General features: G+C 68.8%; 18 protein-coding genes. 9 read left to right on the top strand and 9 right to left on the bottom strand.

Features of this window, described 5'->3' with window-relative positions:
- Nucleotides 1–5: 5 nt before the first annotated feature.
- The gene (locus ACFZP7_RS22800) at nt 6–1,634 is read right to left on the bottom strand and encodes an ABC transporter substrate-binding protein (RefSeq protein ID WP_385635451.1); all 1,629 of its coding nucleotides are present in this window, start codon (nt 1,632–1,634) and stop codon (nt 6–8) included.
- Nucleotides 1,635–2,138: 504 nt separating this feature from the next.
- Between ACFZP7_RS22800 and ACFZP7_RS22795 the strand changes: the two genes are divergently transcribed.
- The 5 genes from ACFZP7_RS22795 (at nt 2,139) to ACFZP7_RS22775 (ending at nt 8,243) form a co-directional block, all read left to right on the top strand.
- Nucleotides 2,139–3,167: an ABC transporter permease gene (locus ACFZP7_RS22795; protein WP_247608067.1), complete on the top strand. Its 1,029-nt coding sequence runs from the start codon at nt 2,139–2,141 to the stop codon at nt 3,165–3,167.
- A 76-nt stretch (nt 3,168–3,243) separates the two neighbouring features.
- Nucleotides 3,244–5,004, top strand: coding sequence for an ABC transporter substrate-binding protein (locus tag ACFZP7_RS22790; RefSeq protein ID WP_385635448.1), 1,761 nt, complete (start codon nt 3,244–3,246; stop codon nt 5,002–5,004).
- A 108-nt stretch (nt 5,005–5,112) separates the two neighbouring features.
- Complete coding sequence (locus tag ACFZP7_RS22785) at nt 5,113–6,093, top strand: ABC transporter permease (protein ID WP_046250237.1); 981 nt, start codon at nt 5,113–5,115, stop codon at nt 6,091–6,093.
- 45 nt (nt 6,094–6,138) lie between these two features.
- Nucleotides 6,139–7,176, top strand: a complete 1,038-nt coding sequence (locus tag ACFZP7_RS22780) for an ABC transporter ATP-binding protein (RefSeq protein WP_019327072.1) — start codon at nt 6,139–6,141, stop codon at nt 7,174–7,176.
- A 26-nt stretch (nt 7,177–7,202) separates the two neighbouring features.
- Nucleotides 7,203–8,243 (top strand): ABC transporter ATP-binding protein, encoded by a 1,041-nt coding sequence (locus ACFZP7_RS22775; RefSeq protein WP_385635446.1) that lies wholly within the window; start codon nt 7,203–7,205, stop codon nt 8,241–8,243.
- A gap of 154 nt (nt 8,244–8,397) precedes the next feature.
- Here ACFZP7_RS22775 and ACFZP7_RS22770 read toward each other — a convergent pair whose 3' ends face one another.
- The 7 genes from ACFZP7_RS22770 to ACFZP7_RS22740 all read right to left on the bottom strand — a co-directional run bounded on the left by ACFZP7_RS22770 (nt 8,398) and on the right by ACFZP7_RS22740 (nt 19,704).
- The gene (locus tag ACFZP7_RS22770; RefSeq protein WP_031018963.1) at nt 8,398–9,519 is read right to left on the bottom strand and encodes an ABC transporter ATP-binding protein; all 1,122 of its coding nucleotides are present in this window, start codon (nt 9,517–9,519) and stop codon (nt 8,398–8,400) included.
- 57 nt (nt 9,520–9,576) lie between these two features.
- Nucleotides 9,577–10,638, bottom strand: coding sequence for an ABC transporter ATP-binding protein (locus ACFZP7_RS22765; protein WP_030969513.1), 1,062 nt, complete (start codon nt 10,636–10,638; stop codon nt 9,577–9,579).
- A gap of 13 nt (nt 10,639–10,651) precedes the next feature.
- On the bottom strand, nt 10,652–11,629 hold the full coding sequence (locus ACFZP7_RS22760; RefSeq protein WP_019329237.1) for an ABC transporter permease: 978 nt from the start codon (nt 11,627–11,629) through the stop codon (nt 10,652–10,654).
- 99 nt (nt 11,630–11,728) lie between these two features.
- Nucleotides 11,729–13,525 (bottom strand): ABC transporter substrate-binding protein, encoded by a 1,797-nt coding sequence (locus ACFZP7_RS22755; protein ID WP_031018960.1) that lies wholly within the window; start codon nt 13,523–13,525, stop codon nt 11,729–11,731.
- Nucleotides 13,526–13,636: 111 nt separating this feature from the next.
- Complete coding sequence (locus ACFZP7_RS22750) at nt 13,637–14,680, bottom strand: ABC transporter permease (RefSeq protein WP_029394169.1); 1,044 nt, start codon at nt 14,678–14,680, stop codon at nt 13,637–13,639.
- A gap of 645 nt (nt 14,681–15,325) precedes the next feature.
- The gene (gene typA / locus ACFZP7_RS22745; protein ID WP_019329234.1) at nt 15,326–17,242 is read right to left on the bottom strand and encodes a translational GTPase TypA; all 1,917 of its coding nucleotides are present in this window, start codon (nt 17,240–17,242) and stop codon (nt 15,326–15,328) included.
- A gap of 155 nt (nt 17,243–17,397) precedes the next feature.
- Nucleotides 17,398–19,704 (bottom strand): ABC transporter substrate-binding protein, encoded by a 2,307-nt coding sequence (locus ACFZP7_RS22740; protein WP_385635443.1) that lies wholly within the window; start codon nt 19,702–19,704, stop codon nt 17,398–17,400.
- A 307-nt stretch (nt 19,705–20,011) separates the two neighbouring features.
- On the opposite strand from ACFZP7_RS22740, the gene ACFZP7_RS22735 reads away from it, so the two are divergent.
- The 4 genes from ACFZP7_RS22735 to ACFZP7_RS22720 are packed head-to-tail and all read left to right on the top strand — an operon-like array spanning nt 20,012 to nt 23,889.
- Nucleotides 20,012–20,302, top strand: coding sequence for a hypothetical protein (locus ACFZP7_RS22735; protein ID WP_019329232.1), 291 nt, complete (start codon nt 20,012–20,014; stop codon nt 20,300–20,302).
- Nucleotides 20,303–20,330: 28 nt separating this feature from the next.
- Nucleotides 20,331–21,167 carry a hypothetical protein gene (locus tag ACFZP7_RS22730; RefSeq protein ID WP_385635441.1) on the top strand — a complete coding sequence of 279 codons (837 nt, stop codon included), beginning with the start codon at nt 20,331–20,333 and terminating at the stop codon, nt 21,165–21,167.
- A complete protein-coding gene (locus ACFZP7_RS22725; protein ID WP_385635439.1) occupies nt 21,167–23,122 on the top strand; it encodes a fumarate reductase/succinate dehydrogenase flavoprotein subunit in 1,956 nt (651 codons plus the stop codon). The genes ACFZP7_RS22730 and ACFZP7_RS22725 overlap by 1 nt, the downstream gene beginning before the upstream one ends.
- Nucleotides 23,122–23,889, top strand: coding sequence for a succinate dehydrogenase/fumarate reductase iron-sulfur subunit (locus ACFZP7_RS22720; RefSeq protein WP_127438274.1), 768 nt, complete (start codon nt 23,122–23,124; stop codon nt 23,887–23,889). The genes ACFZP7_RS22725 and ACFZP7_RS22720 overlap by 1 nt, the downstream gene beginning before the upstream one ends.
- On the opposite strand, the gene ACFZP7_RS22715 is transcribed toward ACFZP7_RS22720, so the two are convergent.
- Nucleotides 23,886–25,169: a glycosyl hydrolase family 18 protein gene (locus ACFZP7_RS22715; RefSeq protein WP_385635437.1), complete on the bottom strand. Its 1,284-nt coding sequence runs from the start codon at nt 25,167–25,169 to the stop codon at nt 23,886–23,888. The two genes, ACFZP7_RS22720 and ACFZP7_RS22715, sit on opposite strands and share 4 nt — an antisense overlap.
- Nucleotides 25,170–25,340: the final 171 nt, after the last annotated feature.

Below are 25,340 nucleotides of genomic sequence, written 5' to 3'. Positions count from 1 at the left end.
CCCCCTCAGCCGACCTTGATCTCGTTGTAGACCGGGACGCTGAACGGGTTGAGCTCCACGTTCGACAGCCGGTCCGAGTAGCCCGCGCTGCCGTTCTGGTACCAGAGCGGGATGGCGCCCATCTCGTCCCGCAGGACCTCCTCGGCCTGCTGGAAGAGGTCGATGGCCTTGGCGGTGTCCGTCTCGGCGTTGGCCCGGTCGACGAGGTCGTCGAACTTCTGGTTGGACCACTTGCCGTCGTTGGAGGAGGCGTTGGTGTAGTAGAGCGGCTGGAGGAAGTTCTGGATGAGCGGGTAGTCCATCTGCCAGCCGGCGCGGAAGGGGCCGCTCATCTTCTGGTCGGTGATCTGGTTGCGGAAGTCGGCGAAGGTGCCGACCGGGTTGCCGACGCAGGCGCGGTCGTTGTCCAGGGCGTTGTTGATGGAGTTGCAGACCGCGTCGACCCACTGCTTGTGGGAGCCGGTGTCGGCGTTGTACGTGATCTTGACCTGACCGCCGGGGAGCCCGCCGCCGTCCTTGATCAGCTGCTTGGCCTCGTCGGGCTTGAACTCGCACGCCTCGCCGCACAGGCCGGCCTTGTAGCCGCCGTCCTCGCCGAGGACGGGCGAGGTCCAGTCGGTGGCCGGGGTGCGGGTCTGCTGGAAGATCGTGTCGGTGATCTGCTTGCGGTCGATCGCCATGGACAGGCCCTTGCGGACCTTCTCCGAGCCGGGCTTGTTCCAGTCGTCGTCGTAGAACGGGAAGGCCAGCGTCTGGATGATGCCGGCCGGGGTGTTGATGTACCGGTCGCCGAGGTCGTTCTTCACGTTCTTGAGCTGGGCGGCGGGGACGTCGTCCACGAGGTCGAGGTTGCCGGCCATCAGGTCGGTGTAGGCGGTGTTGTTGTCGGTGTAGACCTTGAGGTCGACGCCGCCGTTCTGCGCCTTGTCCGGTCCGGGGTACTCCTCCCACTTGCGCAGGGACATCTGCGAGCCGCGGGTGTAGTTGTCGACCAGGTACGGACCGTTGCCGACGGGCTTCTTCAGCCAGGCGTCGTGGTCGTCGAAGAAGGCCCGGGGCAGCGGGGCGAAGGCCGGGTAGCCGAGGGTGTCGGGGAAGGTCGAGAACTTCTGGCTGAGCTTGACGGTGAAGGTGAGCGGCCCGGTGACCTTCAGCCCGGAGAGGGTGTCGGCGCTCTGCCCGCCGCTCTCGGGGTGCACCTTGTCGTAGCCGTCGATGTACGCGAAGAAGTACGCGTTGCGCTGGTTGTTCTTCAGGCTCGCGCCGTAGTTCCAGGCGTCCACGAAGGACTGGGCGGTGACCTTCTCGCCGTTGGAGAAGGTCCAGCCGTCCTTGACGGTGACGGTGAAGTTCTGCGAGTCGGTGGTCTCGATCTTCTCGGCGAGCATGTTCTGCGCCTCGCCGGTCTTCGGGTCGTACTTCTTCAGCCCCCGGAAGATCATGTCGAGGACCTTGCCGCCCTGCACCTCGTTGGTGTTGGCCGGCTCCAGCGGGTTCTGCGGGTCGCCCCAGGAGGAGCTGAGCACGGCGCCCGCGTCTCCCCCGCCGTCCCCGCCCCCGCCCCCGCAGCCCGTCGCCGCGAGGACTACCGCCGCCGCGCATACGGCCCATGTGGCGTGCGTGACTCCGCGCATGGAGTGCCTCCTCGTGCCCTGACTCGTCCGCTGACTTCTCCGCTGATCCATTACCGGTCAGCATCAGGGCAAAAGGTGCACATCGCACACGCATACCTCCCTTTGGAGGAACCCCACACCCGGCGAACGGATCCGGGGCGGGAGGCGAAACCAATCCGATTATCCCGCTACAAAGGATCTTGAACGTCGATGCAACGGATCTTCACCTTCCGATGCGAAACCGTTGGATTGCGAACGCTCGGTGTACGCATTTCGACGACCTCGCGTCCGCATAACGAACGCCTTGCCCGTTTGGTCCAGTTGGCCCGATGTAAGGCACAGATCGATCACGAGGCGCTACACGCGTAACTACGGATTGACCAAGGGAAGGTAAAGAAGGTAAAGAGAACGTCAACTCGGACCAGATTTTATTGACCTTGAACGAATTGCGTTGAAAAAGTCCGGCGTAGCCCGTAGGGGGACGCCCTGCGGAGTCATCAGACCCTCCTTTGGGCCAGGAGCACCATGACCCCCCCAACTCCATCAGCGGCTGCCCCGCTCGAGGTGACCGACGAGAGCGTCGACAAGTCGCCCACGCCCGCCACCCCCAAGGGCAGCGAGAGCCGTTCCCCGGGCCGCCTGGCCTGGAAGCGCTTCAAGCGCGACCGCGCCGGCGTCACCTCCGCGTGCATCGTGCTCTTCTTCTTCGTGATCGCGCTCGCGGCGCCCCTCATAGCCAAGCTGTACGGCAAGGACCCGTACACGACGTACGCCAGCCAGCGGCCCGAACTGCTCGACGCGTTCGCGTACCCGGCGGGCCCCAACGGCGGCATGAGCTCGGAGTTCTGGTTCGGCATCGAACCGCAGCTCGGCCGTGACGTGTTCACCTTCCTGCTGTACGGCATCCGGACCTCGCTGGGCATCGCGGTGGCCACCACGCTGGTCACCGCCTTCCTCGGCATCGTGATCGGCACCACCGCGGGCTACCTCGGCGGCAAGACGGACTACCTCGTCGGCCGGGTCATCGACATCCTGCTGTCGTTCCCCTCCACGCTGTTCTTCATCGCCTTCATGCCGGTCATCTACGGCCTCTTCGTCGCCCCGGACGAGAACATCCCGACCTGGCTGCGGGCCGTCTCCCTGATCATCGTGCTGTCCGGCTTCGGCTGGGCCTCCCTCGCCCGTCTGCTGCGCGGGCAGGTGCTCGGTCTGCGCGAGCGTGAGTTCGTGGAGGCCGCGAAGGTCACGGGCGCCTCGCCGATGCGGATCGTCTTCAAGGAGCTGCTGCCCAACCTGTGGACGCCGATCATCATCCAGTCCACGCTGATGCTCCCGGCCTTCGTGACCGCGGAAGCGGGTCTCGCCTTCCTCGGCGTCGGCATGATCGACCCGACGCCGGACTGGGGCGTCATGATCCAGCGCGGCGCGCAGTTCTACACCGAGGACATCACCTTCATGCTCTTCCCGGGCCTGTCCATGGTGATCTTCGTCCTCGCCTTCAACCTGCTCGGCGACTCGGTGCGCGACGCACTCGACCCGAAGTCCAAGCGCTGACCCGTTCCTCCTCCGGTCCGTACACAGGAGTCCGGCCGGCCACCTCCGTCCCGTATGACCACTCTTGGGGTTCATCATGGCTTTCTCCCGTAGAAACTTCCTCATAGCGACCGGTGTCGTCGCGGCCTCCTCCTCCGTCCTGACCGCCTGCGGCGGCGAGGACAAGGGCGGCTCCGCCAAGAACGACGGCCCCAAGGTCAGCGGCAGCAAGACCGTGGACATCCCGGTCGGCACCAAGGCCGACTCGACCGGCCCGGCTCCCGAGGTCAAGGGCGCGGTGAAGGGCGGGATCGCGTACTCGCTCGACCAGCAGGACATGGACCACCTGGACCCGGCGCAGATCTACTCCAGCACCGAGGCCGCCATCACCGTGCCCATCCTGCGCGGCCTGACCGGTTACAAGGTCGACGACAAGGGCGGCGCGATCCTGGTCGGCGACGCCGCCACGGACGCGGGCACCATGAAGGACGGCGGCAAGACCTGGTCCTTCACCCTGAAGGACGGCCTGAAGTGGGAGGACGGCTCGGACGTCACCGTGGAGGACGTCCGCCACACCTTCGAGCGCACCTTCGCCTCCTTCATCACCGAGGGCCCGATCTACGTGCAGACGTGGCTCGTGGGCGGCGACAAGTACGACGGCCCGTACGAGGGCAAGCACCTCGACTCGATCGAGATCGACGGCAAGACCATCACCTTCCGCCTCAACGAGGCGCGGGCCGACTTCAACTTCACGCTCGCCATGCGTGGTTACGCCTTGGTGCCGAAGAAGCACGACACCAAGGAGAAGTACGACAAGCGTCCGTTCTCCTGCGGCCCGTACAAGATCGAGAGCCGCAGCATCGGCAAGTCGATGACCTACGTGCGCAACGAGCACTGGGACCCGAAGACGGACGCGATGCGCAACGCGTACCCGGACCAGTACAAGTTCCAGTTCGGCTTCCAGCCGCTCGCCGCCACCGACCGCTTCATCGCGGACCAGGGGAACGACAAGCAGGCGATGGTGATCTTCAACGAGGTCGCCGCCGAGCGTGTCGCCCAGGTGCTGACCAACCCCGAGCTGAAGAAGCGCGTCCTCACCGCGATCGACGTGGCCACCTACTACTGGCCGATCAACACCACCCGCATCACGGACGTCAAGGTCCGCCAGGCCATCAACTACGCCTGGCCGTCCCAGCAGCTGCAGACGATCCGCGGCGGCGCCTCGGTCACGGAGATCGCCACCACGATCCTCAGCCCGGTGACCCCCGGCTACGCGCAGTTCGACCTGTACGGCAAGGACAAGAAGCCCGGCGGTGACCCGGAGAAGGCCAAGGCCCTCCTGAAGGAGGCCGGCAAGCTCGGCCAGAAGCTGGTCATCGCCTACCAGCAGTCGGACAACGCCGTGAAGCAGGCCGTCGCGGTCAAGAACGCGCTGGAGGCCGCCGGCTTCCAGGTCGTCAACAAGCAGGTCGACAAGTCGACCTTCTACACCCAGATCGGCAAGGTCGACAACGGTTACGACCTGTTCGCCGCCGGCTGGAGCCCGGACTGGCCGGGTGGCTACTCCGTCTTCTACCCGTGCTGGCACGGCAAGAACATCGGTGACGGCCGCAACAACTACGCCCAGCTGAACGACGCCGGTCTCAACAAGGCGATCGACGCGGCCTCCAAGATCGAGAACCCGGAGCAGGCCAAGAAGGCCTGGGGCGACATCGACCGCCAGGTGCTGGAGCTGGCGGGCGCGGTGCCCGACTACCACCCCATCCGCAACTGGATGTACGGATCCAAGATCGGCAACGTCGTGTACGACGCGGGCAACAACTGCGTCGCGCTCTGCAAGCTGTACGTCAAGAAGTAAGCGCGCACGATCCTCAGGGGGCGGCCACCACCCTTACGGCCGCCCCCTGGGGCCCGCCCACCCCCCTCCACCCCCGGCGACGGCGCCCCGTCCGGAAAGTCACGCCCCATGCTCCGCTTCCTAGTCCGCCGAGTCTCCGGTGCGATGGTCATCCTGCTGATCATCAGCGCCGTCACCTTCTGGCTCTTCTACGCCGTTCCGCGTGACCCTGCCATGATGTCCTGCGGCAAGAACTGCACGCCGGAGGCCCTGGAGCAGATCCGGAAGAACCTGGGCATCGACGAGTCGATCGTCATGCAGTACTGGCACTGGCTCGCCGGCGTCTTCGCCGGCCGTGACTACGGCGGCTACGGCTACTGCGACGCGCCGTGCCTCGGCTACTCGTTCGCCAACCGTGAGCCCGTCTTCGGCACGATCATGGACCGGCTGCCGCTCACCCTCTCGCTGGCCTTCGGCGCCGCCGTCGTGTTCGTGATCGTCGGTGTCGGCGCGGGCATGCTCGCCGCCCTCAAGCAGGGCAAGTTCCTGGACAAGTTCGCCAGCTCCGTCTCGCTGCTCGGCTCCTCGCTCCAGATCTACTTCGTCGGCTACATCGCCATGTTCTTCCTGGTCTCGGAGCTGGGCATCCTCAGCCAGCCCTCGTACACGCCGCTGACCGAGAACCCCGCCGCCTGGGTGTCCGGCCTGTTGCTGCCGTGGCTGGTGCTGTCGATCATCTTCACCGCCAACTACACCCGTATGACGCGCTCCCAGATGGTGGAGCAGCTCAGTGAGGACTACGTGCGCACCGCGCGCGCCAAGGGCCTGTCGAAGCGCAACGTCTTCTTCCGGTTCGCCTGGCGCGGTGCCATGGGACCGATCGTCACGCTCTTCGGCATCGACCTCGGTGTGCTGATCGGCGGCGCCATCATCACCGAGACGACCTTCAGCCTCCAGGGCATCGGCCGGCTCGCGATCCAGTCCGTGGACCAGAGCGACCTGCCCATGCTGCTCGGCGTCACCGTGCTGGCGGCCGGTGCGATCGTGATGTTCAACATCATCGTCGACGCGGTCTACGCCCTCATCGACCCGCGGATCCGGCTCGCCTGACCTCCGCCTGCCCCCTACCTTCGCATCACCTCCTGGAGCGTCCCCGTGACGAGCACCGAACAGCAGCCCTTCCTCTCCGTCAGGGACCTGAAGGTCCACTTCTCCACCGAGGACGGCATCGTCAAGGCCGTCGACGGACTCTCCTTCGACATCGCCAAGGGCAAGACGCTCGGCATCGTGGGCGAATCGGGCTCGGGCAAGTCGGTCACCAACCTGACGATCCTGGGTCTGCACGACCGGGACCGCACCGCGATCGAGGGCGAGATCGTCCTCGACGGCAAGGACCTGCTCACCTCCACCGAGCGGGAGCTGGAGCGGCTGCGCGGCAACAAGATGGCCATGATCTTCCAGGACGCCCTGGCCTCGCTGTCGCCGTACCACACCATCGGCAAGCAGATCGGCGAGACGTACCGCAAGCACACCGGTGCCTCCAAGAAGGAGGCCCGGGAGCGGTCGATCGAGATGCTGCGCCGGGTGGGCATCCCGCAGCCGGAGATGCGGGTGGACGACTACCCGCACCAGTTCTCCGGCGGTATGCGCCAGCGCGCGATGATCGCCATGGCCCTGGTCTGCGACCCCGAGCTGCTCATCGCGGACGAGCCGACCACGGCCCTGGACGTGACGGTCCAGGCCCAGATCATGGACCTGCTCAAGGACCTCCAGCAGGAGTTCGGGACCGCCATCGTCTTCATCACGCACGACCTCGGTGTCATCGCCGACATCGCGGACGACGTGCTGGTGATGTACGGCGGCCGGTGCGTGGAGCGCGGTACGAAGGAGGAGGTGCTGCGCGACCCGCAGCACCCCTACACGCTGGGCCTGATGAGCTCCATGCCGAGCCTGGACGGGCCGGTGGACGTGCCGCTCCAGCCGATCCCGGGCTCGCCGCCCTCGCTGCTCAACCCGCCCACGGGCTGCCGCTTCCACCCGCGGTGCGCCTTCGTCGACAAGGTCGCCGGCGGACTGTGCTCCTCGGAGCGGCCCCTGCTCGAGGTGGCCGACGGCCGCGGTTCCGCCTGCCACCTCCCCAAGGAGCAGCGCAAGGAGCTGTTCGCCGACCTCGCCGTGATCCGGCACAACTGACGTACAAGAGACAGGACTTCACCATCATGAGCAACGCGGAAACGCTCCTGGACGTCAGCGGCCTGACCAAGCACTTCCCGATCAAGGGCGGCTTCCCCATCCCGCGCACGGTCGGTGCGGTCCGGGCCGTGGACGGCCTCGACTTCACCGTGGGCGCGGGCGAGAGCCTGGGCCTGGTCGGCGAGTCCGGATGCGGCAAGTCCACGACCGGCCGGCTGATCACCCGCCTGCTGGAGCCCACGGGCGGCAAGATCCTCTACAAGGGCCAGGACATCACCCACGCCAAGCGCAAGGGGCTCGCGCCGATCCGGTCCGAGATCCAGATGATCTTCCAGGACCCCTACGCGTCCCTCAACCCGCGCCAGACGGTCGGCAAAATCATCTCCGGTCCGATGGAGATCAACGGGATCAACCCGGCCGGCGGCCGGGAGAAGCGGGTGCGCGAGCTGCTGGAGATCGTGGGTCTCAACCCCGAGCACTTCAACCGCTTCCCGCACGAGTTCTCCGGCGGTCAGCGCCAGCGCATCGGCGTCGCACGGGCCCTGGCCCTGGAACCCAAGCTGATCGTGGCCGACGAGCCGGTCTCCGCGCTCGACGTGTCCATCCAGGCCCAGGTCGTCAATCTGCTCCAGAAGGTGCAGAAGGAACTGGGCATCGCGTTCGTCTTCATCGCGCACGACCTGGCCGTGGTGCGGCACTTCTCACAGCGCGTCGCCGTCATGTACCTCGGTAAGATCATGGAGATCGCCGACCGCGACGACCTGTACGACAACCCGCGTCACCCCTACACGCGTGCCCTGCTCTCCGCCGTGCCCGAGGCCACGGTGGAGGACACGCCCCGCGAGCGCATCCGGCTCGTCGGCGACGTGCCCTCCCCGATCAACCCGCCCTCGGGCTGCCGCTTCCGCACCCGGTGCTGGAAGGCGACGGACAAGTGCGCCTCCGAGGCGCCGCCGCTGGTGCAGGTGGAGGGGAACAAGGCGGGACACCTGACCGCGTGCCACTACCCCGAGACGGATGACGTACCCTCGCCCCGTCTCACCAAGAGCCCCCAGGCGGCCGCCTGACAACACCCCTTTTCTGTCGGCACCGCCTGCGGAGAGGACCTTCCACGGCCCATTGACCCGAGCCCGGAAACGTCCGCTCCAGGGAAACGAGGGCCCGCGCCTCCCCAGGCGCGGGCCCTCGGTCGTTCCCTTGGGAGCCGGTCTCCCGACCGGTTCAGTCCTTGTCCGGCTTCTCCAGTGCGGCCAGTGCCGGGTCCATGACGACGTCCTGCCCGCGGGCCTCGATCGTCGGCTCCTCGGGGAAGTGGCAGGCCGTCAGGTGCCCGTCGCGGTTGCCGTCGATGCGGACCAGCGGGGGTACCTCGGAGGCGCACTTGTCCTGCGCCTTCCAGCAGCGGGTGCGGAAGCGGCAGCCGGAGGGCGGGTTGATCGGGGAGGGCACGTCACCGGCGAGCCGGATGCGTTCCCGGGTGCCGCCCTCCTCGTCGGTGAGGGTCACCTCGGGCACGGCGGAGAGCAGGGCGTGGGTGTAGGGGTGGCGGGGGCGGGTGTAGATGGAGTCCCGGTCGCCGACCTCGATGACCTTCCCGAGATACATGACGGCGACGCGCTGGGAGAAGTGCCGGACGACGGCCAGGTCGTGGGCGATGAACAGGAAGGCGATGCCCAGTTCCTTCTGCACCTTCTGGAGCAGATTGACGACCTGGGCCTGGATGGACACGTCGAGCGCGGAGACCGGCTCGTCGGCCACGATCAGCTTGGGTTCCAGGGCCAGGGCCCGTGCGACGCCGATGCGCTGGCGCTGACCGCCGGAGAACTCGTGCGGGAAGCGGTTGTAGTGCTCGGGGTTGAGACCCACGATCTCCAGCAGCTCGCGTACGCGCTTCTCCCGGCCGCCGGCCGGGTCGATCCCGTTGATCTCCATCGGACCGGAGATGATCTTGCCGACCGTCTGGCGCGGGTTCAGCGAGGAGTACGGGTCCTGGAAGATCATCTGGATCTCGGACCGGATCGGCGCCAGCCCCTTGCGCTTGGCGTGGGTGATGTCCTGGCCCTTGTAGAGGATCTTTCCGCCCGTGGGCTCCAGCAGGCGGGTGATCAGCCGGCCGGTCGTCGACTTGCCGCAGCCCGACTCCCCCACCAGTCCGAAGCTCTCCCCGGAGTGCACGGTCAGGTCGATGCCGTCGACGGCCTGGACGTGCCCCACGGTCCGCCGGATGGGGAAGCCGCCCTTGACCGGGAAGTGCTTGGTCAGCCCCTCCGCCACCAGCAGCGGCTCCCCCGGCCCGCCGGCCGCGGACTCGCGCGGGGCGGGGAGTACGAGGTCTTCTTTCATTGCTCCTCTTTCGTCCGGCGGGTACTCCTGGTCGGCGCGTCACCTCGTGAGTGGCGCCTACCCCAGCCGGGGCCTGATCTCTTCGATGAAGATGGAACGCTTCTGCTCCGTCGTCAGATGACACGCGGAGGACCGGTCCGCGCCCAGCAGCGGCCGCTCGGTGACGCAGCGGTTGCCGCCGACCCGGTCCTGGAAGGTGCAGCGCGGATGGAAGCGGCAGCCCGAGGGCGGATTGAGCAGCGAGGGCGGAGTGCCGGGGATCGGTGCCAGCGCGGCGGAGAGGTCGGAGTCCAGGCGCGGCATCGAGTTCAGCAGGCCCCAGGTGTACGGGTGCCGCGGCGCCCTGAGCACCTGGTCCGTGCTGCCCCGCTCCACCGCGCTGCCCGCGTACATCACCATGATGTCGTCGGCCACGTCGGCGATGACGCCCAGGTCGTGGGTGATGAAGACGATCGCCGAGCCGAACTCCTGCTGGAGGTCCTTGAGCAGGTCCAGGATCTGCGCCTGCACGGTCACGTCCAGCGCTGTCGTGGGCTCGTCGGCGATCAGCAGGTCGGGGTCGCAGACCAGGGCCATGGCGATCATCGCGCGCTGGCGCATACCGCCGGAGAACTGGTGCGGGTAGTCCTTGGCGCGCTGGGCCGGGTTGGGGATGCCGACCTTGCCCAGCATCTCCACCGCCCGGTTCCACGCCTCCTGCTTGGAGGCGCCGGTGTGCTTGCGGAACGGCTCGGCGATCTGCCGGCCCACCGTGTAGTACGGGGACATGGCCGTCAGCGGGTCCTGGAAGATCATGGCGATCCGGTTGCCGCGCAGTTGCTCCAGTTCCCGCTCGGTGGCGGTGATGAGTTCCTTGCCGTCGAAGACGATCTCGCCGTCGATCGTGGTGCTGTGCGGGTTGTGCAGGCCGAGGATCGTCAGGTTGGTCACGGACTTGCCGGAGCCGGACTCGCCGACGATGCCCAGGGTGCGGCCCCGTTCGACGTCGAAGGAGAGCCCGTCGACCGCCTTGACGACACCGTCCTCCGTGGCGAACCGCACGCTCAGGTCGCGGACCGACAGGAAGCCCTCGGGCCCGGTGGGGGGCGGCGTGTCCTCGGTCTTGGTCAGTGTGGTCACTGGTGGCCTCTTCCTAGGAAAGCCGGACGCGCGGGTCGATCCAGGCGTACGCGATGTCGACGAGGATGTTCAGGACGAGGATCATGAAGGCCCCGACCAGCATGACGCCCATGGTCAGCGGCAGGTCCTTGTTGACCGCGCCGTCCACCGCGAGCCGGCCGATGCCCTGGAGGGAGAACGTCAGCTCGGTGACGACGGCTCCGCCGAGCAGGCTGGAGAGGTCGATACCGAGGATGGTGACGATGGGGATCAGGGAGCCGCGCCAGGCGTAGCGGAAGAAGACGTACTTCTGCGACATGCCCTTGGCGCGGGCGGTGCGCACATGGTCCTCCGCCAGCTGCTCGATCAGCGAGGAGCGCGCCATACGGGTGTACTGGGCGGTGAAGATGGTCGCCATCACGACCATCGGGATGGACAGACCGATCAGCCAGCCGAACGGGTCCTCGGTGAAGGGCACGTACTTGGGGTCCTCCATCAGGCCCGTGCCGTACACCAGGACCATCAGGGCGATCGGGCCGAGGAAGTAGATCTGGAACGAGCTGAGCACCATGGAAGCGCCGGTGGCCACCTTGTCCACGTGCGAGCCGCGCCGGAAGGCGGCGAGCATGCCCGTGCCGAGGCCGACGATCAGGAACACGAGCGCGGCGCCGATGGTCAGCGACACCGTGAGCGGGAAGCGGTCCATGATGGTGTCCCAGACGAGGTCACCCGAGTAGAAGGACTGCCCGAGGCACGGTGCGGAGCAGTGCCCGGTGGGGAAGTCGCGCCCCATGACGATGCCGGACATGAAATCCCAGAACTGCTGGGCGACCGGCTGGTTGAGGCCGAGCACCTCACGGATCTCCTCGAGCCGCGCGGCCGAGCAGTCCTTGCCGCAGGCGAGGGAGGCGTAGTCGGACGGGCCGGCGACGAAGAGGAAGAACGTCGCGGCACCGATCAGGAACAGGGTGACGGCGGCACCGACCGTGCGCCGGATGATGAACTGAAGCATGGCGGGTGGGCTGCTCTCTGCGGAGGCGGTCGGGAAGATTCACGGAACCCTGGGGGTGCGCTCCGCCTGGTGCGCACCCCCGCAGTCAGCCGTAGAGAGTCACGACTTGAGGAACAGGCCGTTCAGGTCGATGTAGCTGGACTCGGTGCTGTAGCGAGCGCCGCCGACGTTCGAGCCGTAGAGCTGGAACTGCTTCGTGTACCACAGCGGAGCGGCCGGGTTGACCTCCTCCAGGATGTAGCGGTGCGCTTCCTTCCACGTCGCCGCGGCCTCGGTCGGCTCCTGGGTGAGCGCCTTCTTGATCAGCTCCTGGACCTTGGGGTCGTTGATGTGCGAGTAGTTCGGCGAACCGTCGGCGATCTGGTCACCGTCGTAGACCGGCGTGACGACCGTGCCCGGGGACGGCCAGTCCTGGCCCCAGCCCGTGATGTACATGTCGTACGGGTTCTTCAGCTTGCCGATCTGCTCGTAGAAGCTGGCCGCGTCGATCTCCTTGGAGACGACCTCGATGCCGGCCTTGGACAGCGCGTCCTCGATGGCGACCTTGTGCTTCTGGCCGGCCTCGTTGTTGCGGTAGGCGAAGACGAGCTTCTTCTCGGCCGCCGGGACGTCCTTGAGGAGTTCCTTGGCCTTCTCGATGTTGCCCGACGGCGTCTTCAGCCGGCCGTACGGGTCGTAGTCCGCCTCGTAGCCCGGCAGGGTCGGGGCGAACAGGTTGGGCGCGACGTCTCCGCCGTACGCGCCGCCCTCGCCGGCGATGAGCGACTTGGAGTTCACCGCGTAGGTGATGGCGTCGCGGACCTTCTTGTTCTTCACCCGGTCGAGGTTGAAGGTCAGCGTCATCACGTAGGGCTGGTAGCCCTTGATGGTGCGCTTGTTGACGGCCGGGTCGCTGACGACGTCCTGGATCTGCGTGGCCTCGACGGCCCGGGTGAGCTGGATGGCGTTCTTGGCCTCGCCCTGGTCGGCGATCAGACGCTTGGTCTGGGTCGACTCGGTCACACCGAAGTCGAAGTTGTAGCCGTCCACGTACTGGTGACGCACCACGTCGGTCTTCGGGTCCCAGTTCTCGTTCCTGACGAGCTTGAGGGACTTGCCGACCTTGTACTCGGCGATCTTGTAGGGGCCGGTGGAGACGGGGGCCTTGTCGTACTTCTCCTTGGTGTCGGTCTCCTCCGGCACGACCGTGTAGCCCGGCATGGCCAGCGTCTGCGGCAGGTCGGGACGCGCGGTGTCGAAGTGGAAGATGACCGTCTTGTCGTCCGGGGTCTCCAGCACGGAGTCCGGCAGGTGCTTGTCGCCGTAGCCGCCGTCGGGCAGGGCGTCGCGGTACTTGGGGCCGCTCAGCCAGGTCTGGAGGTAGGTCGGGCCGTCGAAGATGAACTTCGCGTACTGGCGCTCGACCGTGTGCCGTATGTCGGCGGACGTGATCGGGTTGCCGTTCTGGTCCTTGACGCCGTCCTTGAGCGTGAACGTCCAGGTCTTGCCGCCGTCCGAGGACTTGCCGGAGTCGGTGGCGAGGTCGCCGACGACGGAGACGTTGCCCTGGCCGTCCTCCTGGAAGTTGGTCAGGCCGCGGAAGAGCAGGTTGGCGACCTGGCCGGCGTCGGAGACATAGATCTGGCCCGGGTCGAGGTGGGTCAGGCCCGCCTCCTCGTACACGTTGATGGTGCCGCCGGGCTTGGCGCCGGGGACCTCCTTGGCCGGCCCGGTGGAGGCCGCGGCGTCGGCGTAGGTGACCGGCTTCGCCTGGACCTCGGCCTCCTTCTGGTCCTTCTTGGAGTCCTTGCCGGAGCTGCCGCCGCCCTTGTTCTCCGAGCAGCCGGTGAGGACGAGCGAGCCTGCCGCGAGCGCGACCATCACGGCGCGCGCAGTGCGAGAGTTGAACGACTTCATGTGGTGATGCACCTGCCTGTCGGGTTTGTTATCCACTGAGCACTGCTGTGCACTGCCTGGCGCGGCGTGAGCCGACGCAGGGGCGGCAGTCCCCCCACCCATGGACCCCTCTTACCGTCCTGACTTGGGGTCGAGGGCGTCCCGCACGGAGTCTCCGAGGAGGTTGAAACACAGGACGAAGACGACCAGCGCCACGCCCGGGAAGAACATGAACGCCGGGTCCTGCTCGGCGACCTTGGCGCCGGTGGCGAACATCCGTCCCCAGTCGGGGGTCGGCTCGACGAAGCCGACACCGGCGAAGGACAGGAACGCGATGCTGAGGATGGTGCTGGGGAGCAGGTAGGTGAACTGGATGAGGATCGGCGAGACCACGTTCGGGAGGATCTCCTTGCGGATGATCCGCCAGGGCGAGGCGCCCGCGACCTTCGCCGCCTCGACGAACTCCCGCTCCCGCAGGGACAGCACGGTGGAACGCACCAGTCGGGCCATGCCCATCCAGCCCAGCAGCCACAGCACGATCAGGATGGCCAGCGCCCGGAAGTAGGTGGGCGTCTCGTCCCGCGGGTCCACGAAGAACGAGGTGACCACCGGCATGAAGGCGATGAAGAAGAGCTGCTGCGGGAAGGAGAGGAAGAAGTCGGTGAAGCGGCCGAGGAAGTAGTCGGTCCGGCCGCCGAAGTAGCCGCCCACCAGACCGACGAGGACACCGGTCACCATCAGCAGCGTGGTCACGCCCAGCGCCATGTAGAGCGAGGTGCGCATGCCGTAGAGGAGCATCGTGAAGACGTCGCGGCCGAACTGCGGCTCGACGCCGAACCAGTGCTCCCCGGTGACACCGCCGAAGTAGCCGAGCGGCAGCCCGAAGTCGTCGAGGACGGGGTTGTCGGTCGCGTACTCGGGGTCCTGCCCGTACAGGGTGTACGGGTTCTTGCCGTAGAGCTTGGCGATCACCGGCGCCAGCGCGGCGATCAGGAAGTAACCGAGCACGACCCAGGCGCAGATGACACCGGTCCGGTCGCGCTTGAAGCGCAGCCACATCAACTGCCCGGGAGAACGGCCCTCGAGACCGCGGGTCTCGCTCTTGCGGGCCGGCTCCGGTGCTCCGTCGACGGCGGCCGGCGTTCCGCCGCCCTCAATGTCGATTGGACTTGTCACAGTTCGCCCATTTCACAGGTGTGGGTGTGCCGAACCGGCGACCGGCGCGGGTGTGCGCGATCGCGGAACGGATCATGAAGAAGCGTCGAGGGGTCCCCGATGGTGCGGGAAACCCGCAGCCGGACGCGCGTAGCCGGATGTCCGGACTTCGGCGGCCGGCCCGCTCCTCAGAGTCGATCGCCGTCCGACGGGGCGAAGTTGGGCGCGACGGACCGTGTGACCCACCTGGTGTTCGTGACACCGCGCATGGGGCTCCTCCTCATGACTCCACGTGTTCACCGACAGGAGGGGGCGACACGTCTGCCTTCCGACACCCCTGACGGAAGGCCAGACACCCCCTGGTGCTCGTGAGTCGAGCGCTGTCCCCACAGCGCGTGACCCATTGACCCGAGCGCTACGCGGCTAACTATCTGCCATGAGCAGAAGGACCGACCACCGTCTTTAAATCTCAATTCAGTCACGGCTCGCGGCTAGATCTTCCAAAATCTGGACAAACTGTTCGTGACAAGAAGGCCGCGAAACGGACGTGTTACATGGCTATCGGGCGTTGATCTCCGCATGCCGGACGCCCGGCACCGGAAAACCGGTTGCAAAAAGCCCGGGTGCCCCCATGATGGGGACACCCGGGCTCCGGGAGGTGCGGGATCAGCCGTGCTTGGCGCGGCTCGCGGCGCGGGCGCGCTCGCGGGCGTCCAGGTTCACCTTGCGGATGCGAACGGCCTCCGGGGTGACCTCGACGCACTCGTCGTCACGGCAGAACTCCAGCGACTGCTCCAGCGAAAGCTTGCGCGGCGGGACGATCGACTCGGTCACGTCGGCCGTGGACGACCGCATGTTGGTGAGCTTCTTCTCCTTGGTGATGTTGACGTCCATGTCGTCGGCGCGGGAGTTCTCGCCGACGATCATGCCCTCGTACACCTCGGTGCCGGGCTCCGTGAAGAGCACGCCGCGCTCCTGGAGGTTCGTCATCGCGAACGCGGTGACGGCGCCGGCGCGGTCGGCGACGAGCGAACCGTTGTTGCGGGTCGTCAGGGTGCCGAACCACGGCTCGTGGCCCTCGTGGATGGAATGCGCGATGCCGGTGCCGCGGGTCTGGGTCAGGAACTCGGTGCGGAAGCCGATCAGACCGCGGGAGGGGACCACGAACTCCATGCGGACCCAGCCCGAGCCGTGGTTGGACATGTTGTCCATCCGGCCCTTGCGCACGCCCATGAGCTGCGTGACCGCGCCCATGTGCTCCTCGGGCACATCGATCGTCATGCGCTCGACGGGCTCGTGCACCTTGCCGTCGATCTCGCGGGTGACGACCTGGGGCTTGCCGACGGTCAGCTCGTAGCCCTCGCGGCGCATCTGCTCGACCAGGATGGCCAGCGCCAGCTCACCGCGGCCCTGCACCTCCCAGGCGTCGGGGCGCTCGGTGTCCAGGACGCGGAGCGAGACGTTGCCGATCAGCTCGCGGTCCAGGCGGTCCTTGACCTGGCGGGCGGTGACCTTGCGGTCCTTGACGGCCGCCTTGTTGTCCGCGCCCTTGCCGGTGGCGCCGCGGCCGACCAGCGGGGAGGTGTTGGTGCCGATCACCATGGAGATCGCGGGCTCGTCCACCGTGATCAGCGGCAGCGCGACCGGGTTCTCCTGGTCGGCCAGGGTCTCGCCGATCATGATGTCCGGGATGCCGGCGACGGCGCAGATGTCACCGGGGCCGGCCTTCTCGGCGGGCTTGCGGGTGAGCGCCTCGGTCATCATCAGCTCGGAGATGCGCACGTTGCTCACCGAGCCGTCGCGCTTCATCCAGGCGACCGTCTGCCCCTTCTTCAGCTCGCCCTGGTGGACCCGGAGCAGGGCGATGCGGCCGAGGAAGTTGTCGGCGTCCAGGTTGGTGACGTGCGCCTGGAGCGGGGCGCCCTCCTCGTAGGTGGGGGCCGGGATGTGCTCCAGGATGGTGGAGAAGAAGGGCTCCAGGTTGGTGGAGTCCGCGGGGACCGTGCCGTCCTCGGGCTTGGTCAGGGAGGCGACGCCGTCCCGGCCGCAGGCGTAGACGATCGGGAACTCGATCTGCTCCTCGTCGGCGTCCAGGTCGAGGAAGAGGTCGTACGTCTCGTTGACGACCTCGTCGATGCGGGCGTCGGGACGGTCCGTCTTGTTGATGCACAGGATGATCGGCAGCCGCTGCTGGAGCGCCTTGCGCAGCACGAAGCGGGTCTGCGGCAGCGGGCCCTCGGAGGCGTCCACGAGCAGCACCACGCCGTCGACCATCGACAGACCGCGCTCGACCTCGCCGCCGAAGTCGGCGTGGCCGGGGGTGTCGATGATGTTGATGGTGATGGGCTCCCCGCCGTCCTTGGGGTGGTACTTCACCGCCGTGTTCTTGGCGAGGATCGTGATGCCCTTCTCACGCTCCAGGTCGTTCGAGTCCATCATGCGGTCGTCGACGGAGTCGAGCTGGTGCGCGGCGAAGGCGCCGGCCTGCTTGAGCATTCCGTCGACGATGGTGGTCTTGCCGTGGTCGACGTGGGCGACGATGGCGACGTTGCGGATGTCGTGACGCGTCGTAAACGCAGTCATAGTGAGGCGTACTCCCGGAGATGTGAGGTCGGCCTCGCGTACGTCCGTGTCACGCGGGCCTGCCGGGCGGTACATGCCACGGCCTCACCCCATGGTACGGGGCCCCGGGGGCTGCGGCTTGCCGGGGCGAGGGCGCACCGGGCGCGGCCGCCGGGTCACCGGGCCGGGCTCGCCGACGCCTCGGCGCCCCGGGCGCCCTTCTTCAGGAAGCCCATGTCCTCGTAGACCGGTGTCTCGAAGCCGAAGGCGCCCGCGTTGGCGAGGTTCTCGCGGGCCGCCACGAGCTGGGGGCGCTGGTAGAGCGGGACGGAGCCGGCCGCCGCCCAGATCCGGGAGTCGGCCTTGCGCAGCAGGTCCCGGGCCTTGCCCTCGTCCAGGGTGCCCATGGCCTGGTCGAAGAGCTGGTCGACCTGGTCGGTGCCGACCCGGGTGTAGTTCTGCGCGACGTTCAGGGAGCCGTCGGCGGCCGGGACGGGCTTGGCGTAGATGGGGCGGGCGTCGGTGGCGGGGAAGGCGGAGGCGGGCCAGGAATAGAGGGCCAGGTCGTACTCGCCGGAGGCGACGTGGTCCTTGAAGTAGCTCTCGTCGGGGACCTTGGTGATCTCGGTGCCGATGCCGATCTTCTCCAGCATGTCCGAGATCCGGTCGGCGACGGTGCGCAGCGCCTGGGAGCCGGGGCCGGAGGGGAGGACGAAGCGCAGGGTGAGCGCCTTGCCGTCCTTGGCGACGGGGGCGGCCGCGGCGCCGGCCGGGGCCGCGGTGCCCTTGGGGGCGTAGGCGCCGGGGGCGCCGCCCTGCGCGGTGTTCTTGCCGCTGCTGTGCTTCTCGCCGCTCTCCTGGTCGGTGCCGCCGGCGTCCTCGCCCTCCTCCCGGCCGCCCTCACCGTCGTCCTTGTTCTTGCCGTCGGTGTCCTTGCCGTCCTCGCCGTCCTTGCCGGCCTTGCCGTCCTCGCCGACGATGTACGTCCCCTCGTCGCCGCCGTCGGACTTCTTCCCGTCCTCGTCGTCCTCGGACTTCTCCGCGCCGGCCGCCTTCTCGCCGTCCTCGCTCTTCTTCACCGGTCCGCCGGGCACCCACCCGGCGTCCGCGAGGAGGGCCCGCGCCTCCTTGGCGTCCTGCTCGCCGAGGGCGCCGCTGCCGTCCGCGTAGGCGGGCTGGCCGGAGAGCGCGAGGTGGCTGCCCACCGGCTCGGCCGGCAGGCCCAGCGGCTTCAGCACCGCCTCGGCCAGCTTCTCCCGGTCCAGGGCGCGGGCCACGGCACGGCGGACGCGCTCGTCGGCGAGGGGGCCTTCGGCGCCGTTGAGGGCGAGCTGGGTGTAGGCGGGCTCCAGCGACTTGCGGACCTCGAAGCCGCTCAGGGCCTTGCGCCGGCGTTCCGCCTTGGCCTCGGCCTTGCGCCGCTTCTCCCGGGCGAGGATCTCCTCCTCGGCCGCCTCCTCGTCGGAGCCGTTGGCGATGGCCCAGGAACGCAGCGCCCGGGCGGCGGACCCGCCCTGGGGGCCGGGGAGCGCGGAGGCGCCCGAGCCCGGGGCCGGGGTGCCGTCCGGGCCCATGAGCGGGGTGCCGGTGCCGGCGTCCCGGGGGGCCGCCGCCCGGGCGACCTGCTCGGCGGTGTCGGGGTCGATCTCGGCCAGGTCCAGCTCGCCGGCGACCAGCTCGGAGACCCGCTCGTCGCGCGGCACGGCACGCAGGACGATCTTGTCCAGCTTGGCCGGCTCTCCCCACCAGCGCGGGTTGCCGGTGAGGACCACCTCGTCGGCCTTGGTGTCGACCTTCTTGACCGTGAAGGGGCCCGCGGTGACCTCGATGCCGCGCCGGGCTCCGTCGTTGAAGGCGTCCGGGGTGCCCGTGACCTCCTTCGGGTACAGCGGCGTGAACAGCGACTTCCAGTCGGCGTAGGGGCGGTCGAAGGTGACCTTGACCTCGAGGTCGTTCGCGCCGCGTTCGATCTTCTCGATGCGGTCGTAGCCGGCGTTGCGGGCGGTCCAGTAGGCGGTGTCCTTGCCGGACAGGGCGCGCCACTGGGCGGCGAAGTCGGCGGCGCCGATCTCCCGGCCGTCGCTCCAGACGGCCTGCTGGTTCAGCTTGTAGACCACGACCTGCTTGGGTTCGGTCTCCACCACCTTCGCCGACTCCAGGTAGTCGGGGTTGCGCACCGGCCGGCCGCGCTCGTCCATCCGGTACAGGGAGGGCAGCACGGCCTGCGCGACGCGGGCGGTGGTGGCGTCGGCGTCGGACTGGAACGCGTTCAGGGTGTCCGGTACGGAGTCCACGGCCCAGCGCAGGGTGCCGCCGTCGGCGACCCGGGCGCGGGCCGCGGCGGCGACGTCCTGCGCGGCGAGCGGCTTGCCCGACGGATCCTCGGAGCTGCAGCCGGCCAGCGCGGGGACCGCGAGCACGCCCGCGGTGAGGAAGGCGACCGAGCGCATGACCGCGCGGGGTCCGACGCCGACGTGGGACATCTCTGCTACCTCCGGAAGGCCGCGGGCGTTGTGGTCGCTTTTGGCGGTATTTGGAGTTGATCATTTGTATCCGGGCGGGATGCGGCCACTGAAGAGGAAACGGTTCGGCCACGCCGGGAGACACGGCGGTGACGGTGCGTAAGCCCACTCGTGCGGCGCAACGCCACCCGCGGTGCACCGACGCGCCCCGGCCAATCGCTGCACGTCCCTTCCCAGCGGCAGGTGTGACGCGCGACACTCGCAGGCGCATGAACGTCACCACCAAGGCCGTTCCGCGCGCCGCGGCCGGCGGAAGCGAGGTCACGTCATGTCCGTGCACGACGACCTGTCATCGATCCAACGCAGCCTCGACGACCTGACCCGGTCGGTGGCCCGGCTGGAGCAGCGGCTGGGCGGCGGTGGCCTGGAGGTCCGCCGGGTCCGTACCGACGCCGACCATCTGCGCGACAGCGTCGCGCTGCTGCGGGCGGCGGCCGCCGCGCCGGACGCGCCCAGGCGCCCGGACCTCGTCACGATCCCCGACACGCCGTACGACGGCTCACTGTGGACGGACTCGGACGACGAGGGCCTCGGCGCCCGTGACCGCCGCGCCCCCTGAACCCGACCCCACCGACCGGAGTCGCCCCGTGGCCACTGGTACGGAACACCCAGCCACCGACCCCCGTCCCCGGGGCGGCGGCGTCCACACTCCGACGCGCGCCGCCATCCGCGCCCCGCACCTGCGCACCGACCGCTGGTGGCTGGCTCCGGCCGGCACCGCCGCCGGCCTGCTGGCCTTCGTCGTCTACTCGACCTGGCGGGCCTTCGCGAACGCGGACTACTACGCGGCTCCCTACGTCTCGCCCTTCTACTCCCCCTGTCTCGCGGAGAACTGCGCGCCGATGCGCTCCGGGCCCAACTGGGAGATCGTCGGCGGCTGGTGGGGCCTCTCCCCCGCGATCCTCATCCTGATCTTCCCGCTCGGCTTCCGCCTGACCTGCTACTACTACCGCAAGGCGTACTACCGGGGCTTCTGGGCGTCCCCGCCGGCCTGCGCGGTGGCCGAGCCGCACAAGAAGTACACCGGCGAGACCCGCTTCCCGCTCGTCCTGCAGAACGTCCACCGGTACTTCTTCTACGCCGCCCTCGTGGTCGCGCTGATCCTCACCTACGACACCGTGCTCGCCTTCCGCGACGAGCACTACGCCTGGGGCCACATGGGGCTCGGCACCCTGGTCTTCCTCGCCAACATCGTGCTGATCTGGGCGTACACCCTCTCCTGCCACTCCTGCCGGCACATCGTCGGCGGCAAGCTCAAGCACTTCTCCCGGCACCCCGTGCGCTACCGGATGTGGCGGTGGGTCGGGAAGCTCAACGCCCGCCACATGCAGCTCGCCTGGGCGTCCCTGGTGAGCGTGGCGCTCGCCGACTTCTACGTGTACCTGGTCGCGTCCGGTGCCTTCGACGATCCGAGGTTGTTCTGATGTCCGTGGTCGACCGGCAGGAGTGGGACGTCGTCGTGGTGGGCGCGGGCGGCGCCGGGCTGCGCGCCGCGATCGAGGCGCGCGAGCGGGGCGCCCGTACGGCCGTGGTCTGCAAGTCGCTGTTCGGCAAGGCGCACACCGTGATGGCCGAGGGCGGCATCGCGGCCGCGATGGGCAACGCCAACTCCGGTGACGACTGGCAGGTCCACTTCCGCGACACCATGCGCGGCGGAAAGTTCCTCAACCAGTGGCGGATGGCCGAACTGCACGCCCAGGAGGCCCCGCAGCGGGTGTGGGAGCTGGAGACCTGGGGCGCGCTGTTCGACCGCACGGAGGACGGCCGGATCTCGCAGCGCAACTTCGGCGGCCACGAGTACCCGCGCCTGGCCCACGTCGGCGACCGCACCGGGCTGGAGCTGATCCGCACCCTTCAGCAGAAGGTCGTCGCGCTCCAGCAGGAGGACTTCCGGGAGACCGGCGACTACGAGTCCCGCCTGAAGGTCTTCCAGGAGTGCACGGTCACCCGCGTCCTCAAGGAGGGCCGTGAGGTCTGCGGCGTCTTCGGCTACGAGCGCGAGTCGGGCCGCTTCTTCGTCCTCGAGGCGCCCGCCGTGGTGATCGCCACCGGCGGCATCGGCAAGTCGTTCAAGGTGACGTCGAACTCGTGGGAGTACACCGGCGACGGCCACGCGCTGGCGCTGCTGGCCGGGGCGCCGCTGCTGAACATGGAGTTCGTGCAGTTCCACCCGACGGGCATGGTCTGGCCGCCCTCGGTGAAGGGCATCCTCGTCACCGAGTCGGTGCGCGGCGACGGCGGGGTGCTGAGGAACGCGGACGGCAAGCGGTTCATGTTCGACTACGTCCCGGACGTCTTCAAGGACAAGTACGCGGTGACGGAGGAGGAGGCCGACCGCTGGTACGACGACCCCGACCGCAACCGGCGGCCTCCCGAACTCCTCCCCCGCGACGAGGTGGCCCGCGCGATCAACGCCGAGGTGAAGGAGGGCCGGGGCTCCCCGCACGGTGGGGTCTTCCTGGACGTGTCGACGCGGATGCCCGCCGAGGTGATCAGGCGCCGGCTGCCGTCCATGTACCACCAGTTCAAGGAGCTGGCCGACGTCGACATCACGGCCGAGCCGATGGAGGTCGGGCCGACCTGCCACTACGTGATGGGCGGCATCGCGGTCGACTCCGACACGGCCGCCGCGCGCGGGGTGCCGGGCCTGTTCGCGGCCGGTGAGGTGGCCGGCGGCATGCACGGCTCCAACCGGCTCGGCGGCAATTCCCTGTCCGACCTGCTGGTCTTCGGACGCCGGGCCGGCCGGTACGCCGCCGAGCACGCGGCCGGGCGGGGTGACGGCACGCGCCCCCGGGTGACGGACGCCCAGGTCGACGCGGCGGCGGCGGAGGCGCTGCGCCCCTTCTCGGCGGAGGCGGAGGCGGAGGCGGCGTCGGCCGGGGAGTCCGGCGTCGGCCCGCCGGAGAACCCGTACACCCTCCACCAGGAGCTCCAGCAGACGATGAACGACCTGGTCGGCATCATCCGCCGCGAGCCGGAGATGAAGCAGGCCCTGGAGAAGCTGGCGGAGCTGCGGCTGCGGGCCCGCCGGGCCGGGGTGGAGGGGCACCGCCAGTTCAATCCGGGCTGGCACCTGGCCCTGGACCTGCGCAACATGCTGCTGGTCAGCGAGTGCGTGGCGCGGGCCGCGCTGGAGCGCACCGAGTCGCGCGGCGGTCACACCCGCGAGGACCACGCGGCGATGGACCGCGCCTGGCGCAACGTCAACCTGCTGTGCTCCCTCACCGATCCCACGGGCGGGCTCGCCGCCACCGACCCGGTGCGCGGCCAGATCGCCCTCACCCGCGAGCGGACCGAACCCATCCGTCCCGACCTGCTGGCCCTCTTCGAGAAGGAGGAGCTGGTCAAGTACCTCGCCGAGGAGGAGCTGTCCTGATGAGCGGCTACGAGGCGCGCTTCAAGGTGTGGCGGGGCGACGTGGAGGGCGGCGGCCTGGAGGACTTCCGCGTCGAGGTGAACGACGGCGAGGTGGTCCTCGACATCATCCACCGCCTCCAGGCCACCCAGGCCCCCGACCTCGCGGTGCGCTGGAACTGCAAGGCGGGCAAGTGCGGTTCGTGCTCCGCCGAGGTCAACGGCCGTCCGCGGCTGCTGTGCATGACCCGCATGTCCGTCTTCACCCGCGAGGAGACCATCACCGTCACCCCGCTGCGGGCCTTCCCGGTGATCCGGGACCTGGTGACGGACGTCGGCTTCAACTACGTCAAGGCCCGGGAGGTCCCGGCCTTCGTGCCGCCCGCCGACCTGGGGCCGGGCGAGTACCGGATGATGCAGGAGGACGTCGACCGCTCGCAGGAGTTCCGCAAGTGCATCGAGTGCTTCCTGTGCCAGGACACCTGCCACGTCGTGCGGGACCACGAGGAGAACAAGCCGGCCTTCGCGGGCCCGCGTTTCCTGATGCGGGTCGCCGAACTGGACATGCACCCGCTGGACGCGGCCGGGGACACCGGCCTGGACCGCGGACGCACGGCCCAGGACGAGCACGGCCTCGGCTACTGCAACATCACCAAGTGCTGTACGGAAGTCTGCCCCGAGGGCATCAGGATCACCGACAACGCGCTGATCCCGCTGAAGGAACGGGCCGTGGACCGCAAGTACGACCCGCTGGTGTGGCTGGGGTCGAGGATCCGGCGCCGGTCCTAGGGCGTGCCCCGGCCGACCCAGCCCTCCTGGTACTCCTTCCAGTTCGTCTCCGTGGCGGCGAAGTCGATGTACGGGGCGACGCCGAAGAGCCTCCGGTCGGCGTCCGTCCGGGACAGGCCCAGGCGGACGCCGCGGACGGCGGCTTCGACGGTCTCGGCGTGACCCCAGTGGTCGAAGTTGCTCTCGTGGTAGAAGGGCAGGCCCATCAGCAGGTGGGTGGTGGGCGGGGTGACCTCCAGGGCGAGTGACGTCTGCTGGGCCACGTAGCCGCCGTAGGTGCCCTCCAGCGGCTGCGCGGTGTCGTACGTCATCACCGCGATCTGGTCGACGCGGCGGGCGACCTGGCCGAAGAACTCCTGCGACCACCACTTGGGGTTCTCGGTGAAGACATTGAAGACGGTGTGCAGGGCCGGCAGCGGGTCGATCTGGTGGGCGGCCACGGACAGCCGCGCCTCCTCGGCGCGGGTGACGGCGCGCAGGTCGTCCAGGAGGGAGAGGTAGTCCCGGTCGTCCGAGTGCACGGGCTCCAGGTCGAGGTGGACGCCGTCGTAACCGGCGTCGAGGACCTGGCGGGCCGAGTCGACGACGGCGGCGCGGGTGCCGGCCTGGTTCAGACGCATGCCCTCGGCCGCCTCGGTGACGAGGACGTCGCCCAGGAAGGCCTGGACGCGGACGCCGGGCAGCTCGCGGTGCACGGCGTCGATGAACCAGCGGGCCTTGGGGTAGCGGGCCTTCGGCAGGGTGCCGTCGTGTTCCAGCGGGCCGGTGTGGACGTACAGGTCGCGGATGCCGGTGGTCTTCAGCCGGGCGGCGAAGGCGGCGAGGTCGGCGTCGTCCTTGCGGCCGTCGACCCAGGCGTGGCCGAGCCACATGGCGTCGCGGTTCCTGGTGTGTGTGCCGTCGGCGGGGTCGCCCATGTAGTTGACGCGGAGGGCGGTCTCGGCGGTGAGGAGCGGGAGGAGCAGGACGAGGAAGGCGGCCAGGACGAGACGGCGCGTGCGACGGAGGCGGCGCCTCTTCGGCCGCGGTGGGGGCTGATCGCCGTCGGCGGCTGCGGGGGCGGGATCCGGGGCGGTCTCCGGGTCGGTCTTCGGGTCGGTCTTCGGGTCGGATTCCGATGCGGGTCTCGGTTCGGGTCCTGGATCGGGCCTCGGTTCGGGTCCCGGATCGGGCCTCGGTTCAGGTCCCGGATCGGGCTTCGGTTCGGGTCCCGGATCGGGCCTCGGTTCAGGTCCCGGCTCAGGTCCCGGATCGGTGTTTCGCGGTTCCGTGTCCTCCACGGTGTCCCCTCCCTGTGGCCCGGCTCCGGTCGCGGTGGCGGATTGCCGCGCATACGCTCCGAGCGTGTTGCCAGCGGGGACGACTCGAACCGGTGTTCCGGTTGCGGTCAGGGGTGAGCGGCGGTGATCTCCGCCGATCTGGTGCCGCCCCTGGTCACGGCCGGGGCGGCC

Origin of the sequence: Streptomyces sp. SudanB5_2050, assembly GCF_964272335.1 — a bacterium.
Taxonomy (GTDB): Bacteria; Actinomycetota; Actinomycetes; order Streptomycetales; family Streptomycetaceae; genus Streptomyces; species Streptomyces rochei.
Note: the sequence above shows the minus strand (reverse complement) of the source record. Positions and strands in the feature narration are given on the sequence as shown.

Bases quoted from the DNA above. Each gene is read 5' to 3' on its own strand.
- ACFZP7_RS22800 (WP_385635451.1), bottom strand. From the start codon at position 1,634: ATGCGCGGAGTCACGCACGCCACATGGGCCGTATGCGCGGCGGCGGTA.
- ACFZP7_RS22795 (WP_247608067.1), top strand. From the start codon at position 2,139: ATGACCCCCCCAACTCCATCAGCGGCTGCCCCGCTCGAGGTGACCGAC.
- ACFZP7_RS22790 (WP_385635448.1), top strand. From the start codon at position 3,244: ATGGCTTTCTCCCGTAGAAACTTCCTCATAGCGACCGGTGTCGTCGCG.
- ACFZP7_RS22785 (WP_046250237.1), top strand. From the start codon at position 5,113: ATGCTCCGCTTCCTAGTCCGCCGAGTCTCCGGTGCGATGGTCATCCTG.
- ACFZP7_RS22775 (WP_385635446.1), top strand. From the start codon at position 7,203: ATGAGCAACGCGGAAACGCTCCTGGACGTCAGCGGCCTGACCAAGCAC.
- ACFZP7_RS22770 (WP_031018963.1), bottom strand. From the start codon at position 9,519: ATGAAAGAAGACCTCGTACTCCCCGCCCCGCGCGAGTCCGCGGCCGGC.
- ACFZP7_RS22760 (WP_019329237.1), bottom strand. From the start codon at position 11,629: ATGCTTCAGTTCATCATCCGGCGCACGGTCGGTGCCGCCGTCACCCTG.
- ACFZP7_RS22755 (WP_031018960.1), bottom strand. From the start codon at position 13,525: ATGAAGTCGTTCAACTCTCGCACTGCGCGCGCCGTGATGGTCGCGCTC.
- typA (WP_019329234.1), bottom strand. From the start codon at position 17,242: ATGACTGCGTTTACGACGCGTCACGACATCCGCAACGTCGCCATCGTC.
- ACFZP7_RS22740 (WP_385635443.1), bottom strand. From the start codon at position 19,704: ATGTCCCACGTCGGCGTCGGACCCCGCGCGGTCATGCGCTCGGTCGCC.
- ACFZP7_RS22735 (WP_019329232.1), top strand. From the start codon at position 20,012: ATGTCCGTGCACGACGACCTGTCATCGATCCAACGCAGCCTCGACGAC.
- ACFZP7_RS22725 (WP_385635439.1), top strand. From the start codon at position 21,167: ATGTCCGTGGTCGACCGGCAGGAGTGGGACGTCGTCGTGGTGGGCGCG.
- ACFZP7_RS22720 (WP_127438274.1), top strand. From the start codon at position 23,122: ATGAGCGGCTACGAGGCGCGCTTCAAGGTGTGGCGGGGCGACGTGGAG.